The sequence below is a fragment of the Vibrio sp. Y176 genome (assembly GCF_033438945.1).
In genome coordinates this window covers 17,954-34,164 of sequence record NZ_JAWOQS010000010.1, presented here as the reverse complement: position 1 = coordinate 34,164, position 16,211 = coordinate 17,954, and the positions used below count along the sequence as shown (strand labels likewise).

Here is a 16,211-nt window from a genome sequence, read left to right as displayed (position 1 = left end):
AGTTACAGTCCCATTTCGTCCATGAATTGACGCATGGAACGACGCACCCAAGATGCTGGTGGAAGCTTGATGGTTTCACCAACAGGTAGCGGATTCATTGGGTCGTCTACGTCACAGACCAGACTAACCAACCAATCAAGCTCAACCGTGGCGTAAGCTCTGTAAGAGACGAGATCCGCACGATAAACCTCATCAAGTCGAATGGTGTACTCAAAGAGATCGGTATTGCCCGAACGGTTGACGTATTCCATGACGATGGCAAAGAAATGCGCCCGTAGAATATCGTCCTCGATGTTCTCTGCTGAGAGGCGGGATAACTTACTCATAGTCGCCTCCCATACGATACTTACCGTCTGCGATTAGCCCTGTTTTAGCTTTGAACAGTCCCATTGCGCGCGAGGCCATTTCTGGCTCTTTCTTAGGTTTGCGTAACAGGTCAAACAAACTCTGAAGCGTTACCGTGTCGCCAATACTGTCTTGTGTGGCTGCATAGACCACAAACATGAGCGCGTAGGTGTCAGGGCGCAGTTCTGACCAGTCGATGTTGTACGTTGGCTTACCATCGGTTCCCCGTACTTCTTCCACGATGGATGGCGACACTTCGAAGCGGCCACCAGCGTTAGGTGGGTAGGTGATAGCGTTTAGGGATGTGAGATAGTTATAGGCTTCCATTGCCGACACAATGATCGGTCTGCCTTTTGCGTCCAGTTCGGACAGGCGAACGGCGCGCCCATACTTTGAAAAGTAGGGCGTAACCTCGTCCACCAGCACAATAAAACCGCCTTTTTTGAGCTTTTCTAACTTCTCGGGCAAAGTCAGCTTAAGACTCATCAATGAGCGCTCTAATTGTTGGCATTCGATGATATGGAGTTGACCATCATCTACACCAGCAAGCATAAGTCGTGGCTGGCCAGATGATAGAGTAAGTACAGCTATGCGCGTTCGTGCCATGTTGTGACCTCTAAGCGCGCTTTTTAAGATGGGGAGTCTTGGTCAGTTTAACACCATTAACTAGGCTTTTTAGCCCTGTTAATGGTTTTTATGTTGGTAAATATTCGGAACGTTTATAGTGGATCTTTTTTCGAGTGGTTCAAGTGGCAATTACGCTAGCTTATAGACCTTAAGCATGCGCCTGTTCTCCAACTCATAATACATGGTGAGCTACTATTGACATCCATGATGTGCTTTTACTCAGCAGTGGGCGTTCGACTTTTCAATTTCTTACTGGCGATCTTTTAGGTCGGTTTCTTCACTTCAGGCTTCGCTTTTTGGTGATTTGCTTAGCGTTCGAGCGCTCCATTGATTGTTTTTGCTTCTCTCGTAGTCTTTGAAGTTCCTCTGCTATTGTCAAAGCCATTAAAAACACATACTATTTGCTTGCTCTTGTTTCACATTTGCTGGTGGGACATGAAAAGGCTGGTAACTCGAATTTGCTGATTCGAACTGTTTGCTAAGGCCAGCTGCAAAAAAACCGCGTTTAGTCGCGGTTTTTTTGTAACTATCAAAAGTAACTCTCAATCAAAACCCATTGGCATGATTTTCCGTCATCATTACGCATCTTTTGCACCAAACTGACGATCTTCATGAGCTTGCTCTCGTAGTCCCAAGGCCGATTTCGAGTTAAACACTTTTTAGCTCGCTTAAGGGATGGCGAGCCAACTAAACGATCGAGGTTTCACGCAGCGCTCTCCATAGCAACGCTTGAGGAAGTGATCATAGATAACGAACGTTCGGCAAACTTAAGCTCTGCTTTGCGCATATCAATATCGCGCTCTACATGCAGTGTGAAGTTGTCACAGAACACGCCTTTCTCTTTCTGGTGCGCGTTCAGCTTCTCTTTAAGTTGAGTGATTTCTTGATTGAGTTTTTCAATGTATGACTTGAAGTAGCTCTCGCTGCCGATTTCTAGCATTACCGATGCCGGGCTACGAATAATAGACAGATCATTGCATATGGATTCGTTGCGTAAAAGGTTAAGAACACGTTTTCCGTCTTGAGTTAAGCTGTAATTTTTACGGTCTGGTTTACCGTCTTGCTCTTCAATTTCGTGTGACACTAAGCCCTTTTCCGTCATGCGACCGAGTTCGCGGTACACTTGCTGGTGGCTTGCTTGCCATGCTCCAGATTCTGGCATTGTTCGGTTTGTTAGGTCATAGCCTGTTTGTGTTCTCTGCTCAAGAATTGCTAGAAGTAGATTACCCAAATTCACAGTTAGTTACCTTTTGTTATTGATGCCAAATTTTGCCCGAGTCATCGTCAATAAATCCATGACATAGATACTCATATCTGGCAGTAAACGCATATTGGTTGTTGTAGTCTGCATAATGCAGATCTGAGCCGTTGCGAGCCTCACTCACTCCCGCCGACCAGCTTGCTAGAAAATCGTCACGCTCATTGAGTTTGATAGCTTGTCGCTCATCATCATGCACCCCAAGTAACGTGATAATTCCTAGCCCTTGCATGCGGTCAATGACGGTCGTATCGAAATAGCCGATGTAGATTTCATCGTGCGGGATAAACTCTACTTGTAGTGGCATTTCGTAGACCGTTCCATCTAGCGGTAGAGCTTCCATAAGCTCTATGAGTAGGCTCACTGGTTTTTTGGAATTGCCATTGGCCAGTGCCTTGTCTAGTTGTTTAACCACATCTGCACACATGGAAAAGCGAGGCATTTCATTTCGTATCGCTTTTTCGTCTGCGCCCTCAATAAAGGCTTTCGCCTCATCTGCACTCCCTAACACCCAACTCACACACACGTTCGCTACCGCGCTAGCGTTGCGGCTAATGGCCATCGATACTGTTGCTCCGTGGTTAGACAGGGCAATAGTGCCTTTGCTGGTATTGAACGTTTTTATGGTCATTTTCTACAAATGATTAAGCGTGTTCGGAATGTTGCGTGAGACTATCACATCAAAATTAAGATATGCAATAGCTAATTTACCTCTTAATATCAAAAAAATACATATTGATATTGATTTTCATGTTCGGAATTAAAGGTTGTTGCCACAATCCAAAAATGGGATTAGATTACGCCACAAGCAAACAGTCGGATCCGTTTAAGAAATGAATCTAATTCACGGATTTTGCAGCACTAATCCACTAATTAACCCTGATATGGTGCTAATGCAGAGAGGTACATACGCCCACCAGCTAAAACGACTTTTCACTGACAGCAAACTACGTGTCGGTCATCTTTATGAGATGAAAACGACAGCAAGTAGCAGTGTTAAGTTTTGGGATTCACTCTCTGCTTATTTTGATGAGATTACTTACAAAGCAAAAGAAAGCTACACGGAGATTGATTCTCAATATCAATTTTTAACCTATCTAGCTGATGCGGTTTACTTGATTGAAAAAAAGGGCATTGATTGGGATGTCTCCATCCAGTCATTGATTTTGGACGATGACCAAACGCAAGAAACCCACGATCAACAGCTACGCAATATTAGCCACCTTCTGAAGATGACAAAGCTGTACGCAGAACAGTTTTAACGATGCTGACGATCTACCCATTGGACGAATTTATTAAGGCAAATTTCCGAAGCAATTCGGAGTTTGCCAGGATACATGGCGTTGTTACTGACCAGCTCAAAGAGTGGCAAGAATGCTGCAAATTGGCTCGGGATATTCGTGACGTTCGCCACCTAGTGAACGTTAACGACATTGACCCTATGAAGATGACCCAAGCGCTATGTGATGAAGTGTTGGCGGTGATTGCCAAGCTACCACGAAAAGCAAACGGCTATTAACTTTCCATTGGCTGCCAGTTAGCTGGTGGCCATCCCTATCCTGATTTACGGCCACTTTAGATGAACGCCAACGGATAGATGCAGTTATAAACTCTGGTGTATTATGCACACCCTAACTACCCAAAAGATATACAGAAATGACGCCCTACAAAACTAAACTTGCTTCGCTTTTACTGTTAGTGCCAGCTTTGGCAATGGCTAAGACTGACGTTATCGATATACCCGCAGAACAGAACCGCTCATCGTCTTACAGCTGGAAGATAGATGAGGATACGACATTGACTATATCTCGATACTGCGCCCCTGAATGGGATAAGCTCCGTATTTTCGCATCTTACGAGGAAAGCAACTGCGACAACAGCGCCTATGTTCGTAGCACTATGGCAGATGACTCAAGAACGCGCTTTGGCCATAGCTATACCGTTACGATTAGCTATGGAGAAACGAGTGCCAAGTCTAACAATTATTGGAATACGTATAGTCGTAGAGAAAAGGAGACGTTTGTTCGCTCGCTATCTCAAGAGTCCGATCCTGTTGTTAAGGTGAGTGGGTATGGTCAAATATCCGATGACAAGCTAATTAAACTGGATGGCCTTAAACAAGTTAAGGTTCCAAAAGGTCTGATTGAGAGCGACCCAACATATTCAATTGTTAAGTCCGTTCGTTTGGTTGGATACCGTGATGCCTACAACGCTATTCATGATGGCGCGAAAGCCGAGTTCAATGTTAGGTATGATGCTCAGAACCAAAGAAATGCTCTAATACTGATTATGGTTGTCATAGCGGTTCTTGGTGGAAGCTATGTGACTTGGAAGTACGTATTAAAGCCAAGTGCGAATAAGCTAAGTGAAAAGCGCAAAGAAGTGGCTGATAAGCTTGAGAAAAGCAAGGTTAGAAGAATTGCCAAAGAAGAAGCGATTCGACAGACCGTTCGTACCACAATCGAAAACGACAATGCTGCGATTACTGCACTAAAGGCTCAGATTAAAGAAGCTCTTGATAACAATGACGCTAAGACAGCAAAAATTCTGATGGAAGCGTTAGATGAGGTGGAAAACAGTTAACCATTAAGCCACCAGCACGGTGGCTTTTTTGTGTCTAATTGGTAGTATAGGCACAATTGTATACATGGATAGAGAGCAGAGAGTTCGATGAGCATTTATGAGTTCACCTTGAATATCGGCAATATCAATATCACAAACGATAACGACCTACTTGATGTATCGCGCAAACTGTATGAGGGCGCTTGCTCTGACGCTGCGGTTATGTCTGTTGATGAAATGCTATATATCGAATTTGAGCGAGAGGCAGATTCCTTTGCTCAAGCTGTAACACAAGCAATCAAGGATGTGGAGTCGGTAGATGGCTACAACTTGCAGGTTATCTCTATTGAGGGCGACCTTGTGAGTTTGGGCGAAGCTGCGGAGTTCACCGGAGTTAAGAAAAGCACACTAGCAAAATACAAAAAGGGCACATTTGGCGGCGGCGGCTTCCCTGTGCCAGTACGCAAAGCTTCAAAGAAAGATCCTCTTTGGAGGCTTAGCGACATAGCAGATTGGCTATACCAAAAGGGCAAAGTTACTAGCGAGCTAGTAGAACGCGCTCGTATGATGGATGTAATTAACCATCACCTAGAAACCAGATTGATGAAGAATAGCGATAAGTACGCAAACCTACTCATCAATATCTAAACTAACCTAATAATACCCATAAAGTAATAAAGTCTCAGTTGCCACCAGCGTATCGCTGGTGGCTTTTTTTTATGGTTGAAGCTAAAATGCCACTAATTGCTTAAAAAGAGGATTGATGATTGAAAGAGTTTGATTTTGCACTGGTGGCCAAGTTCCAAGGCGACATGAACGCAGACACGCTTTGCGAGCTATCTAATGCGCTGTTTGAGGTTGGTGCTAATGATTGCACTGTATCGGCATCTGGCAGCGAAATTCGTATCGAGTTCGACCGAGAAGCTGACTCATACAGTGAAGCCGTTCAAAGCGCAATGCAGCAAGCTAATCAGGTTAGCGGTCTTACCGCGCTCAGTGTGGCCAATAGCCAATAACGAGGTTGATCTTATGACGACTCAATTAAAAGAGTTTGACGCATCCGACTACCTAACCGACCAACAGACTATCCAAGCCTATCTCGATGAAGCAGCAAGCACTGGCGAACCCGAGATAATTGCAGATGCCTTAGCCGCTATCGCCAAGGCCAAAGGCATGGATAACACCTTACAGCCACCTAATGACCCATCTTTATCCTCGCTTATCTCGCTGGCGAACGTGTTAGGCGTATCAATTAAGCTTGGCATTAACGGGGAATAATATATTCCACTTGTTCGGCCAAACCGAACTGCTCATTGATTATCCTGTTCGGAATTCACCCAATTTAGTTTCATTTCTCTATAGAACTGAAACTAACCCACCAATTTTTGATTTTTAAGGCACTTTTGACCAGTGCTGGACACTTTTTTTCAACTATTTTTGCTTGGCCATTGACGCGCGTATTTCGATTTTCTAACTTTAGATTAAAGAAAGAAAAGCATGATAACTATATCAAGTCTTATCGCGATGGCCATTGCGGTTTATAAGTTGGCCACACCTGAACGCATTGAAAGAATTAAACTTTCTATCGAAGCATTCAAAACCTCCAAAGAACTGGTTAGTGACCTGACCAAGTTAACCAAACAACTGCGAAAGCTAGTGTTATACGTTGATCTTGGCCTGTTCCTAATGGTTCTAAGTGACTACGCCGAGTTAATAATCCCAATCGTGGTCAACTTCCCAACCTAACCCACACGGCGCGCCTTAATGGTGCGCCTTTTTTTGGCTCAAAAATAGACAGAGATTTATAAAATGAGCATATTTTATGTTTCTTTATACTAAATGTGTTCGGAATTTAAAATTGAAGTGGTATATTAATTTCGTTCCTAATCCCTTTGTAGTTAAAGGGGATGTTTAGAAACGGGAGTTACCTAATGATTGTCTATAAAGTTGGACGTTACACATTTTCTGCTGACCTACGCCGATACTCCAAACAAGTCGGCCAAGAGGGCAACTACACACTAGGCTTTTGCACGGTCGAGTACCTACCTAAAGGCAACAGCCTTTACCATCCAGAGCCGAAGTTAATCGACAGCAACAAACCATATGACATTATCGAGTTTGACCCTAAAGCTAAGATCAACGGTAGCCTGGCAATTCAGTGCGAACCTGATAAGCACAACGCAACACAAGCCGAGGAAATTAGCTGGATTGCTATTCAAATTGACGCACCAGATGGCGACTTAGACGGGCTAATCCGAAGAATCGCAGCGGAGGGCGGTGTAGAGCTTAATGAGCAAATCTTGAATCAAACCCGAGAAAACATATACATGCGCTACTCAACGCCAACTCAAAGCGATCCTGCAACGGTTGGCGCGCTTATTCGCAACACATCAACCCTTAAGGCCGACTTCTATTACAAAACCCGTATCGAGTCGCTAGCGAAGCATTTCAACACCACCAGCCGACAAGCGGAATGGTTGGTGTTTATCGATAACGGTTCAAAGATGGCTAAACGTGACGATGGCTGGCACCCAACATTACTCGACCTAGACGAACCCGCTACAGAGAAAGAGCTTAATGAGCTGGTGGACGCTGGCGCAATCGCCTTTGATGCAGAGAGCAACACGTACACCAATACCGAAAAAACAACCTTAGCACTGAGAGAGAACTACCTGTAAGAGAGCATCACCGTGAATAAGCAAATAAAAATTTACGTACTAACGACCATGAACAAGGAAAGAGTTAAGTTCATGAAACAGTTACTTAAGGACGTTAACTTTGAATTTGTGGAATCACTAGGCACGGAAGCCTTAAAGGAACTAGAAGCGAAATACGCCCGTAAATCGCTGCGCTATAGAAAGAAAGCGTTAATGCTTGGCGAGTTCGGCGCATTCAAAACACACGCTATGGCTTGGGAACGCATTGCCAAATCTGGTGAAGCGGGGATCATCATCGAGGATAGCGCTGATTTCGTTCGTGACGCATCGATATTACTAAGCGACGAAGTGCGCAACCAAATCAACAATTGCGGCCTCGTTTCCTTTACCGACTACGAGTTCAAGCTGCATCCAGATAGACCAACACTGTTTAGCGATATTCCATTGCGAAAGGCGTTTCCAATTCGCTGCTATGGCATAACTCCGCGTCGAGCCAACGTATTGCTATCGATGCTCAACAAAACGGGCATGGTTTTACCTGTAGACCGCTGGATGGGTACGCCTAAGTTATCCGGCCTGTTTGGGTTTGTCAGCAATATTGGCGTAGCCATAAGACGTAGCAACGCAACAAGCATAGCGAACGTGAGGCGAGGCAAAGCGTCTTACAATCCGCTTAATCTGCTATTCAGAGCAATCAACAAAATCAAGTACCAATACTAACGGAAAGCTTCAAAGACCAATCATGTTAATCAACGGCATTGAAGTTACACGCGCATTGATCATAAGAAAGCCGTGGATTCATCTTATCCTCGCTGGCTTAAAGGTTTGGGAAATGCGCTCTACCAAAACCAAAATCCGAGGCACCATTGCCCTAATTGAACAGGGCACTGGTTTAATCGTTGGCCTAGCGAACTTAACCGACTCTTTAGAGCCTCTATCGCATGCAGAATTGATGGCCAACTTTGATAAACATAAGGTCGATTATGACGCTATGCCTGAGCTGGCTAAATGGCGTTGCCCTTGGGTTTTGGAGAACGTACAGCGCATTGAACCAATTCCTTATGAGCACAAGGTAGGCGCTGTAATTTGGGTAAATATCTAGGAGTTGAAAATGGCTCGCTGGTGGAAGAAATGCAAATACATGATCGAGTACAAAGGCTATGTGTTTGAGTACGACACAGCCGAGGAACTAGGGCGCATGGTGGCGCAATCTGGCTGCGGTATGGAAAACCCTTTCGACCCTAACACCGTGGAATTTGACCAGTTCTATGACAGCTACGCGACAACTAAGGAAGAAATGGCCAAGGCGGTCAAGAGAGCAAGAAATAGCGAAGTGTCGGTCGCTCTACTTTAAAATCCAAGCGCCACCAGTGGCACTATGCTGGTGGTCATATCAATAACTAATCAGTGACAAGGTAAACAATGAAGAAAACCAAATTACTCTTATCGTTGGCTATGTTATTTCCTACGTTAGCCAATGCAGCAGATATAAACCCACTTACTTGGGAGCGCAAGAATGCAATGATCATAGCTGCATCGGCAGACTTAAACATAACAGCTAATGTAGGCGAGCATGACTTGGCTTTTGGTCGCGCCGAGGATTGTTTTGATTTCGACGATGTGGACATGAAATTGGAGATTAACGGCAGACTGGTAAACATGATTAAGTCATGCCCTAGTGCGCGGGTAGCGGTTTACGCACCCAAAACAAAAGCGGGCAAAGAATACCTACTAAACATATTTAAATCAGAAAAACCATTTGAGATTCTAGGTAGTCAATTTACGGCCACCAAATTCAATGAGAGGTATAAAGAATTATTAGAAATGACCTCAAACGCACTATAAGCCAAATAGCAAAACACCGCCCATCGAGGCGGTGTTATTTTTTAACTTCACACTTAACGGTAGTGACTCTCCGATATTTGCTATTATTACACCTATAACCCTGATTCAACAACTACTTTTACCCGCCAATTGCTGTTAATGTGTAGCTCAAACAACGCCACCAGCAAGGAAAACAACGTGAACGACAAGATTGATTTGGACAAGGTACTCGACAAGCTAACCAGCATGACACCTGACCGCCTAGAAAAAGTCATGGACAAGTTCAACCTAGCCCAAGAAAGACAACGGGCAGCCCAAGAAGATAGAGAGGCCAAGGAATCAGGCATCGAGCGCATTACTCTGTTCTTTGCTGGTGGCCATAAGGCACTACTGGTGAAGCCTAACCCATTAACAGGAACATGGCTGCTGAATCTATACGGAGCTGGCACAGTTACCGCGCCGCAGGATGTGAACGTAGAATTTGAGGTAACAGACCACTTTACTGAGCTGTTTCGTTTCTCGATGACGTTCAATGGATTTACCTATTGGCATGACCTTGTTGATGAGCAAATGGCGCAAGAGCTGGCTACGTTCCTTAATGTACCGTTACAGATTCAATAATGACGATGATTCAATAATGACGATGAAAACAGACCAAAAACTCCAAGAAAACCGAGCTCTGCTTGCGCTGGTGGTGATATCTCATAGTGACGTGAACAATGGGCGCACTATGACCTCAAAAGCGCTAAAATCGCGTCTGACAGCGCGAAAGAAACATTAACAACCCCACAAAACAAAAGAGTCGCACCAAGGCGACTCTTTTTAGTATTTATATGGTTTGTTGGTTTTACGATGATAGACGGTCACATCACCGTTCTTCACTTCGTCTCGCGCCACCAGCGACTCGCGTACAAACTCATAAGGCAAATCTTGGTTTTCTTCCATCACCTTCCCTATATTCGCCCAATGCTCGATTTGTTCTGCCACACTGCGGTTAGCTGCATTAGCCTGAGCCGAAGCGACCAATTGGCTATCTAGATTTACAGTCGTCGTCACTTAAACTCGCCTCCATTCGTCAAAGGTGCGCCAATTATCTTGCGGTTTAACTGGTGTATCAATTGGTTAAACACTGATTTCCCGCGACATATCTGTCAAGTGAATTATTGTGTGACCATTAACATGAATTTCAATTAATTAAGTTTGTGCTGTTGCATATCCATCATTAATTGATAACAATACTCATTTGCAATTGCAATCAATGATTTAATACATATCTATAAAAGGAAAAGTAAGTGTTAAAGCAAATTTGTGTTGTTTTGTTTTTAATATTGTTCGCAGGTACTACCCAAGCAGGAAAACAGTTTTTTGAACCTAATGGGCCATTATGTAATGTAGCTCCATTAGGCTGGAAAGATCGTAAAAACCATGTCGCAAGAGGTTATGAATATTGTGTTGTAGGAACCGCGTATCAGAAAGTGGTAAACCTTATGCAAACGCCAATTTACGTATCTGTTTTAGGCCCAAATAAAGGAAAGGTCTTTAAGATAGAAGGGCAGAGTATCTTTGAATCATTTGGAATTTCATCGACGGTATTTCTGTTAACTGAGACTGATGGAGCGTTCTATCGCACGAGCAATGCATTGGTAGTGGGTAGCGAGAGGAATGGGAAAGAAACCAAACGTAATTATCAATCTAACCTCTCAAACTTGCCTCAAGTAAAGGGGAAGGAAGTGCCGCCATTTAGGGTTAAAGAAATAACATTTGAGTCTTCTATTTATATGGGAGGGATTCTTGATGACTTTGGCTCTAAATACAATCAAAGAGCTTGGGGAACCGTTTTGCCAGCAATTATAGGTGGTGCTGGAGCTGGTGGATTAGGCGCGTGGGATGCAGACAAAGCATGTGGTGGTGACATCGTGAGAGGGATGTTTATTGGTGGTGTGACCGCTGGATTAGGCGCAACTATATTCGCAACTGGCGCGGGAGCCATTGTAACGCCAATTGCAATGGCAGCCGTCAACAAATCGCTGACAGCAGTTTGCTCCCAGTGTCACAAAAGTACCTGCGAAACCGACAGTGGTAGGCACTAATGCACGTACAATTTTTGCTTGCCTGTTTGATTGTAGTAATACAGTTTATTTGCCTACGTCATAATGACTACTTTAAGAAAAGAGCGTGGTTGTTCTTATATTTGGCGATAGTCCTAATAATGTTTTCATTAACTCGCTTAGATACAACATTACAAGCTTTGGTATGTTGCGCTTTAGTTTCCTTGTTTGAACTGCCTTGGCTTAAGAGGAAGTTAAGCGCAAGGTTTGATGTTTCGTTTTCTGTATTAAATGGCTTCTATTTGATTTTTTTGATAAACAATTATTTGCCTACCTTCACGAAGTGATTTGCTCCTTGACCTTAAATCTCGTCAGACAGTACGAATGAAAAGCTAGCAAAGCCATAAAACAAAAGAGTCGCACTAAGGCGACTCTTTTTAGTTACACATAAATTCGTTGGGATACGTTACCCGAGCCAGTGTTAATGACTTAGGTTTAATAATTGGGCAATGGTTATGGGAAAAAATATGGAAGAGATTGCCGAGACTCAAGTTGATATTGCTGAAGAGCGAGTAGAAGTGATTTCAGAAGCTGTATCTTACGCTCCATTAGTAAATGCTTTGACAGTTGCTGACCTAGCAAAAGACATGGCAAATGGAGATGTATGGCAAGATGACTCCGCTTCACTCATTGGTGGGAAAATGTCTGATATAATGCTTGCGAGAGCCTTCGGTAAAACCTTTGGCCAAGATACTCTTGAGACATTGAAAGCATTCGCAGGTAAGCATGCTGATGATTACTCTCCAAGTGCTGTAAGTCAGAAACTAGACTGCCTAGGTTAGGCAATTATAGCTAACATATATGAACGTACGAAAGATACTACTTTTTTTTACATTTATATTTTTCATTCTTTTTCTCATTAGAAATGAATTTTCTGATATTTTCTTATATCTAGCGATAATTTGTTGGTCTATTGAAATTATATATTGTTGGCATAATGGGTTATCAATGCATATTACGACATTAATTGAAATAGATACTCAGTATAAATTGCTCCGATTATGCTTGGTTTTGATAGTCTCTATTGCTCTACTGAAATCTTTGATTAGTATTTTTGGATACATATTGTAAGGCGTCCAACCTGTGCCTAAGACGTATGATGCTCAAGCTAAAAATTACCGACAAAATCAGCGAGCAAAAACAAAGTCACCGCATGAAATAGAGGTTTGGTTTAATCTGGATGACAATCTGTCACTGTTCGACTCAAGGTCTAGCCAGGCTAGGCTCTAACTCTTTTATGCCCCAAAACAATTCAGAGCAAAAGATCTTGCTCAGTTCGAACCTAGTAATTTCCCCTATCAAAAGTTATCCGAAGGAGTTTGGGCACCAGCATTTTTCTGAAATCATCAGGCATCATACAATCTAATCTCTGTTAACTTTCATTAACCTATTGATTACACGTTGATGTGGTATTAAAAAGGTTACATGATAGGAATATGAAAGGCGGCTAAAATCCGCATAGAAAGCGTTATGCAATTTGAGGACTTCGTTTGAAAGTAGGTATAGAGACAGTTCACGAGTTACGTGAAAAATTAAAATTTGAGCGGCAACGAGTTACTCAAAGTTATCACCCTTATGATTTCTTCAACTTTGTGGTCACTGCATGGCACTTGCACCACGACTGGATTAAAAACGATAAACAAAATCGGCCTAACTTGTTTTATAAAAAAGTTAATCAAGCGCCGCCACAAATGAAGGAACTAGTTAATGCTACGCGCGATCTAGCAAATGGTTCGAAACATTTTCGATTGGACAAACCTAGCGATGAAAAAAAGGTTGTTACAGAGGTCCACAAACCAGAAATTAGGGATCATTTTACTTACGTGTTTGGACCTCAGCCTGGAATTTCAGTAGCGAACGCATATTACACTATTGGAGAGTTGGTCGATATTCTCGATGAGTATTTTGAATGGTTGTTTGATGATCTTATTCCAGCTGATAGCTTTCCAGATAAATTGCAAAAAATGCTTATGGCTAGGGTGCTCTAAAAATTTGCATAACAAATTGTTCAAGAGTGATTCGGCACGCGTGGCATTTTTACTATGGGTTGTTTTTAGTGGTCAAGGTGGCATGCGGGATCTTCGGTATTGCGCGCCTCACACCTTAACAAGGCTACATGGTTCATTGGAGGATTAGCAGATTGAAAAGAGATATGGCTTTAATCAGAAGATTACTTCTTTCTATTGAGAAGCATCCTGACCGAATTTCTGGCTTTAATTTTGAAAACTATAAGCCAGAGGACATAAATTATCATGTTGCTTTGTTAATTGATGCCGGATTATTGGAAGTGTCGGTGGACAACAAAGTTTGAAACTCGAACAATAAAGATTAGAACTATGACAATAAAGTACGAAACTTTTCGGTGCCATTTGTCGTAGTTTGCCTTCTTCTCTGAGACGATTTTGCCCCATTGTTTGTTATCACTGAAGTTAATTAACTTCTTTTGGATGAAAGTTTCCCCTACCTTTAGTTATCCGAGCGAGCGTCGTCGTGAGCTTTTTAAAATTATGTGTCATTTTGCAATCTAATATCCATTCCCTCTCATTAACCTATTGATTATAAATCCGCTTTGTAATGTCGATTTGACCTCAATTATATTATGAATCATTATTAATCTTGGCACTTATCTCACTAAATTTAAATAAATTGGTCTACAACGTCGGCTTATGCAGTAGTACTAACCTACACTTTTAGTATTTGTCATGTTGGTTGTACGGAACCTTTATCTAGCGGAAGGAGAAAGTATGTTCTCTGTGAGTAAATCCTCACCACGGATACTTTTAGTTGATGACGACGCAGATCAGATTACTTTACTGCATCAAGTACTTAAAACAATTGGGCAAGTCTTTTTCGAACAAAGAAGCGTTGATGCTCTAAAGCAGGCCATTGCTGTTAAACCCGACATTATACTTCTTGATATTCAAATGCCGGGAATGAATGGTTATGAAGTATTGGCTCTGTTAAAAAATCACAGCGAGACAGCTTTAATTCCTGTAATTTTCATTACTGCCAATGATTCAGTTGAAGAGCAACTTCATTGTTTACGCGACGGAGCTGTGGATTTTATCGCTAAACCGCTACAACCGCCTGTTGTAGCGGCTAGGGTTCGTACACAACTGATGCTTAGAAATCGTGAGCAGCGTTTAGTTGAAGTATTTCGCCACGCTAGAATAACGTTAGACTCTATTGGTGACGCCGTGATAACAACGGACAAAGAATGCCAAGTTACGTATTTAAACCCCGCCGCTGAGCTGCTCATAGGGATGTCGATGTCTGATGCAGAAGGATTAGCGATTGAGGATGTCATGCCTTTAAGGATCGGAAACGACGGCCCCTCTCATATAAATCCACTTAGACTGGCCATTTCTGAAAATAGAGTGGTGGGCATGGCTCTTAATTGTCAAATGCGATGTCAAAATGGCCGCTGGATACCAGTAGAAGATAGTGCCGCCCCTTTACTTTCTGAATATGGGGAAGTAATCGGTGGCGTGATCGTTTTTGATAATATTAGTGAATCGAAGGCGATGGCATTAAAAATGTCTCATACCCTTCAACATGATCAACTTACAAACCTCCCAAATCGTTTTTTATTGATGGAGCACCTTGCGAACGAAATTGAAAAGGCTCAGCGCTTGGAGCGAGAGCTAGGGTTAATAGTGCTCGACATCAATGGGTTCAAACTCATTAATGAAGAGTTTGGGTTCGAATATGGCGATATATTATTAAAGAAAATTGCCCAGTGTTTAAAAAGTCAAGTACACAATGACGGGATGGTCAGTCGGCACAATGCTGACGAGTTTATGATTCTGGTTCCCGAACTCTGTAATCCCACGGAGTTATCAAATTTTGCTTTGTCCATTAAGGAAACTGTCCAACAGTTTGCAAAACGACATCCGGAATTAAATAATTTCTCAATCAGTATGGGTTTGAGCGTATTTCCTGAAGATGCCACTGATGCACAGTCGTTAATATTACATTCAGACGCGGCCTTACATCGAGCAAAAGTCGACGCGATTCATGATGGAGTTTGTTTCTATTCTGAAGAGATGGAATCTCACAATATTGCTCGACGTGAACATTATTCTCAGATTAAACAGGCAATTAACCTCAAACGAGTGGTCGCACTTTATCAACCGATGATTGATGCGAATACCGGGAAAGTCACGGCGGTCGAGGCTTTGATGAGAATTTCCGATGAGAATGGGCGTTTAATTCCACCTGTTGAATTTATCTCTTTAGCGGAAGAAACGAGGCTCATTATTCCTTTGGGAGAGCAAATGATCCATTTGGCTTTAGCTCAGCTCAAACAATGGCAACAAAGTCAGGTTCGTCTACATATGGCATTAAATATATCACCGGTTCAATTTTTAGACCCCCACTTTCTTCCGTTCTTATTGCATGCCATTGAAGAGCACGGCGTTCATCCCTCTCAGATAGAGCTTGAAGTGACAGAAAGCCTGATGCTTGATAATTTGCAACATGTCTCTCGTGATATGGAACAGCTCAGACAACTGGGCATCACCATATCCATAGATGATTTTGGTACGGGATATTCGTGCTTAAGTTACCTGAAATCGCTACCAGTGGATGTACTTAAAATTGACCGCTCTTTTGTAAATCAACTGACCGAAGACAATCCTGATGAGTCTTTAGTCAGAACGATTGCTCAATTAGCCAAAGACACGGGACTAAAATGTGTCGCTGAAGGCGTTGAAAATTCCTTTCAAGTTGCGCGGTTACGTGCTTTTGGTGTGGCATCACTTCAAGGTTACCATTTTTCTCGTCCTGTACGTTATACAGACATTAAACTGGAATACTCCTTATGAAGGT

Annotated in this window: 23 protein-coding genes; 18 read left to right on the top strand and 5 right to left on the bottom strand. The window is 42.7% G+C overall.

What is annotated here, in order from left to right:
• Window positions 1-2: 2 nt before the first annotated feature.
• From R7O13_RS19945 to R7O13_RS19930, 4 genes are all read right to left on the bottom strand, one after another.
• Window positions 3-326 carry a hypothetical protein gene (locus tag R7O13_RS19945; protein WP_024703879.1) on the bottom strand — a complete coding sequence of 108 codons (324 nt, stop codon included), beginning with the start codon at window positions 324-326 and terminating at the stop codon, window positions 3-5.
• A complete protein-coding gene (locus R7O13_RS19940) occupies window positions 319-951 on the bottom strand; it encodes a hypothetical protein (protein WP_140203156.1) in 633 nt (210 codons plus the stop codon). Before R7O13_RS19940 ends, R7O13_RS19945 begins: the two co-directional genes overlap by 8 nt.
• Window positions 952-1,675: 724 nt before the next feature.
• Window positions 1,676-2,209, bottom strand: a complete 534-nt coding sequence (locus R7O13_RS19935) for a PadR family transcriptional regulator (RefSeq protein ID WP_237284037.1) — start codon at window positions 2,207-2,209, stop codon at window positions 1,676-1,678.
• Window positions 2,210-2,225: 16 nt separating this feature from the next.
• Window positions 2,226-2,861, bottom strand: a complete 636-nt coding sequence (locus tag R7O13_RS19930) for a hypothetical protein (protein ID WP_237284036.1) — start codon at window positions 2,859-2,861, stop codon at window positions 2,226-2,228.
• Between the two features lie 262 nt (window positions 2,862-3,123).
• Here R7O13_RS19930 and R7O13_RS19925 point away from each other — a divergent pair, with 262 nt between their 5' ends.
• The 13 genes from R7O13_RS19925 (at window position 3,124) to R7O13_RS19865 (ending at window position 9,894) form a co-directional block, all read left to right on the top strand.
• A complete protein-coding gene (locus R7O13_RS19925; protein ID WP_180790734.1) occupies window positions 3,124-3,492 on the top strand; it encodes a hypothetical protein in 369 nt (122 codons plus the stop codon).
• Between the two features lie 2 nt (window positions 3,493-3,494).
• Window positions 3,495-3,749, top strand: coding sequence for a hypothetical protein (locus tag R7O13_RS19920; protein WP_140203153.1), 255 nt, complete (start codon window positions 3,495-3,497; stop codon window positions 3,747-3,749).
• 137 nt (window positions 3,750-3,886) lie between these two features.
• The gene (locus tag R7O13_RS19915; RefSeq protein ID WP_237284035.1) at window positions 3,887-4,813 is read left to right on the top strand and encodes a hypothetical protein; all 927 of its coding nucleotides are present in this window, start codon (window positions 3,887-3,889) and stop codon (window positions 4,811-4,813) included.
• A gap of 87 nt (window positions 4,814-4,900) precedes the next feature.
• A complete protein-coding gene (locus R7O13_RS19910; protein ID WP_024703888.1) occupies window positions 4,901-5,440 on the top strand; it encodes a helix-turn-helix transcriptional regulator in 540 nt (179 codons plus the stop codon).
• Between the two features lie 119 nt (window positions 5,441-5,559).
• Entirely contained in the window at window positions 5,560-5,808 is a 249-nt protein-coding gene (locus R7O13_RS19905) for a hypothetical protein (protein WP_237284034.1), read from the top strand.
• Window positions 5,809-5,821: 13 nt separating this feature from the next.
• Window positions 5,822-6,070, top strand: a complete 249-nt coding sequence (locus tag R7O13_RS19900) for a hypothetical protein (RefSeq protein ID WP_081048945.1) — start codon at window positions 5,822-5,824, stop codon at window positions 6,068-6,070.
• Between the two features lie 219 nt (window positions 6,071-6,289).
• Window positions 6,290-6,538 (top strand): hypothetical protein, encoded by a 249-nt coding sequence (locus tag R7O13_RS19895; RefSeq protein WP_213963505.1) that lies wholly within the window; start codon window positions 6,290-6,292, stop codon window positions 6,536-6,538.
• A gap of 185 nt (window positions 6,539-6,723) precedes the next feature.
• Complete coding sequence (locus R7O13_RS19890) at window positions 6,724-7,470, top strand: hypothetical protein (RefSeq protein WP_213963504.1); 747 nt, start codon at window positions 6,724-6,726, stop codon at window positions 7,468-7,470.
• A gap of 12 nt (window positions 7,471-7,482) precedes the next feature.
• Window positions 7,483-8,169: a glycosyltransferase family 25 protein gene (locus R7O13_RS19885; RefSeq protein WP_213963503.1), complete on the top strand. Its 687-nt coding sequence runs from the start codon at window positions 7,483-7,485 to the stop codon at window positions 8,167-8,169.
• Between the two features lie 22 nt (window positions 8,170-8,191).
• Window positions 8,192-8,551 carry an ASCH domain-containing protein gene (locus R7O13_RS19880; RefSeq protein ID WP_045608339.1) on the top strand — a complete coding sequence of 120 codons (360 nt, stop codon included), beginning with the start codon at window positions 8,192-8,194 and terminating at the stop codon, window positions 8,549-8,551.
• A 9-nt stretch (window positions 8,552-8,560) separates the two neighbouring features.
• Window positions 8,561-8,803 carry a hypothetical protein gene (locus tag R7O13_RS19875; RefSeq protein WP_213963502.1) on the top strand — a complete coding sequence of 81 codons (243 nt, stop codon included), beginning with the start codon at window positions 8,561-8,563 and terminating at the stop codon, window positions 8,801-8,803.
• Window positions 8,804-8,871: 68 nt separating this feature from the next.
• Window positions 8,872-9,294 carry a hypothetical protein gene (locus R7O13_RS19870; RefSeq protein WP_213963501.1) on the top strand — a complete coding sequence of 141 codons (423 nt, stop codon included), beginning with the start codon at window positions 8,872-8,874 and terminating at the stop codon, window positions 9,292-9,294.
• 177 nt (window positions 9,295-9,471) lie between these two features.
• Entirely contained in the window at window positions 9,472-9,894 is a 423-nt protein-coding gene (locus R7O13_RS19865; protein WP_213963500.1) for a hypothetical protein, read from the top strand.
• 201 nt (window positions 9,895-10,095) lie between these two features.
• Here R7O13_RS19865 and R7O13_RS19860 read toward each other — a convergent pair whose 3' ends face one another.
• A complete protein-coding gene (locus R7O13_RS19860; protein ID WP_213963499.1) occupies window positions 10,096-10,329 on the bottom strand; it encodes a TA system antitoxin ParD family protein in 234 nt (77 codons plus the stop codon).
• A gap of 236 nt (window positions 10,330-10,565) precedes the next feature.
• Between R7O13_RS19860 and R7O13_RS19855 the strand changes: the two genes are divergently transcribed.
• The 5 genes from R7O13_RS19855 (at window position 10,566) to R7O13_RS19835 (ending at window position 16,207) form a co-directional block, all read left to right on the top strand.
• A complete protein-coding gene (locus R7O13_RS19855; protein WP_064369710.1) occupies window positions 10,566-11,363 on the top strand; it encodes a hypothetical protein in 798 nt (265 codons plus the stop codon).
• 485 nt (window positions 11,364-11,848) lie between these two features.
• Window positions 11,849-12,163, top strand: a complete 315-nt coding sequence (locus R7O13_RS19850; RefSeq protein WP_237284032.1) for a hypothetical protein — start codon at window positions 11,849-11,851, stop codon at window positions 12,161-12,163.
• Window positions 12,164-12,871: 708 nt separating this feature from the next.
• Window positions 12,872-13,369 carry a hypothetical protein gene (locus R7O13_RS19845; RefSeq protein ID WP_213916096.1) on the top strand — a complete coding sequence of 166 codons (498 nt, stop codon included), beginning with the start codon at window positions 12,872-12,874 and terminating at the stop codon, window positions 13,367-13,369.
• A gap of 152 nt (window positions 13,370-13,521) precedes the next feature.
• Window positions 13,522-13,692: a DUF2513 domain-containing protein gene (locus R7O13_RS19840; protein WP_213916098.1), complete on the top strand. Its 171-nt coding sequence runs from the start codon at window positions 13,522-13,524 to the stop codon at window positions 13,690-13,692.
• Window positions 13,693-14,125: 433 nt separating this feature from the next.
• On the top strand, window positions 14,126-16,207 hold the full coding sequence (locus tag R7O13_RS19835) for an EAL domain-containing protein (protein WP_213916099.1): 2,082 nt from the start codon (window positions 14,126-14,128) through the stop codon (window positions 16,205-16,207).
• The last annotated feature ends 4 nt before the right edge of the window (window positions 16,208-16,211 follow it).

Coding starts and splice junctions, on each gene's coding strand:
- R7O13_RS19835 (WP_213916099.1), top strand. CDS start 14,126: ATGTTCTCTGTGAGTAAATCCTCACCACGGATACTTTTAGTTGATGAC.
- R7O13_RS19925 (WP_180790734.1), top strand. CDS start 3,124: ATGCAGAGAGGTACATACGCCCACCAGCTAAAACGACTTTTCACTGAC.
- R7O13_RS19890 (WP_213963504.1), top strand. CDS start 6,724: ATGATTGTCTATAAAGTTGGACGTTACACATTTTCTGCTGACCTACGC.
- R7O13_RS19870 (WP_213963501.1), top strand. CDS start 8,872: ATGAAGAAAACCAAATTACTCTTATCGTTGGCTATGTTATTTCCTACG.
- R7O13_RS19920 (WP_140203153.1), top strand. CDS start 3,495: ATGCTGACGATCTACCCATTGGACGAATTTATTAAGGCAAATTTCCGA.
- R7O13_RS19900 (WP_081048945.1), top strand. CDS start 5,822: ATGACGACTCAATTAAAAGAGTTTGACGCATCCGACTACCTAACCGAC.
- R7O13_RS19875 (WP_213963502.1), top strand. CDS start 8,561: ATGGCTCGCTGGTGGAAGAAATGCAAATACATGATCGAGTACAAAGGC.
- R7O13_RS19915 (WP_237284035.1), top strand. CDS start 3,887: ATGACGCCCTACAAAACTAAACTTGCTTCGCTTTTACTGTTAGTGCCA.
- R7O13_RS19945 (WP_024703879.1), bottom strand. CDS start 326: ATGAGTAAGTTATCCCGCCTCTCAGCAGAGAACATCGAGGACGATATT.
- R7O13_RS19895 (WP_213963505.1), top strand. CDS start 6,290: ATGATAACTATATCAAGTCTTATCGCGATGGCCATTGCGGTTTATAAG.
- R7O13_RS19850 (WP_237284032.1), top strand. CDS start 11,849: ATGGAAGAGATTGCCGAGACTCAAGTTGATATTGCTGAAGAGCGAGTA.
- R7O13_RS19910 (WP_024703888.1), top strand. CDS start 4,901: ATGAGCATTTATGAGTTCACCTTGAATATCGGCAATATCAATATCACA.
- R7O13_RS19940 (WP_140203156.1), bottom strand. CDS start 951: ATGGCACGAACGCGCATAGCTGTACTTACTCTATCATCTGGCCAGCCA.
- R7O13_RS19930 (WP_237284036.1), bottom strand. CDS start 2,861: ATGACCATAAAAACGTTCAATACCAGCAAAGGCACTATTGCCCTGTCT.
- R7O13_RS19880 (WP_045608339.1), top strand. CDS start 8,192: ATGTTAATCAACGGCATTGAAGTTACACGCGCATTGATCATAAGAAAG.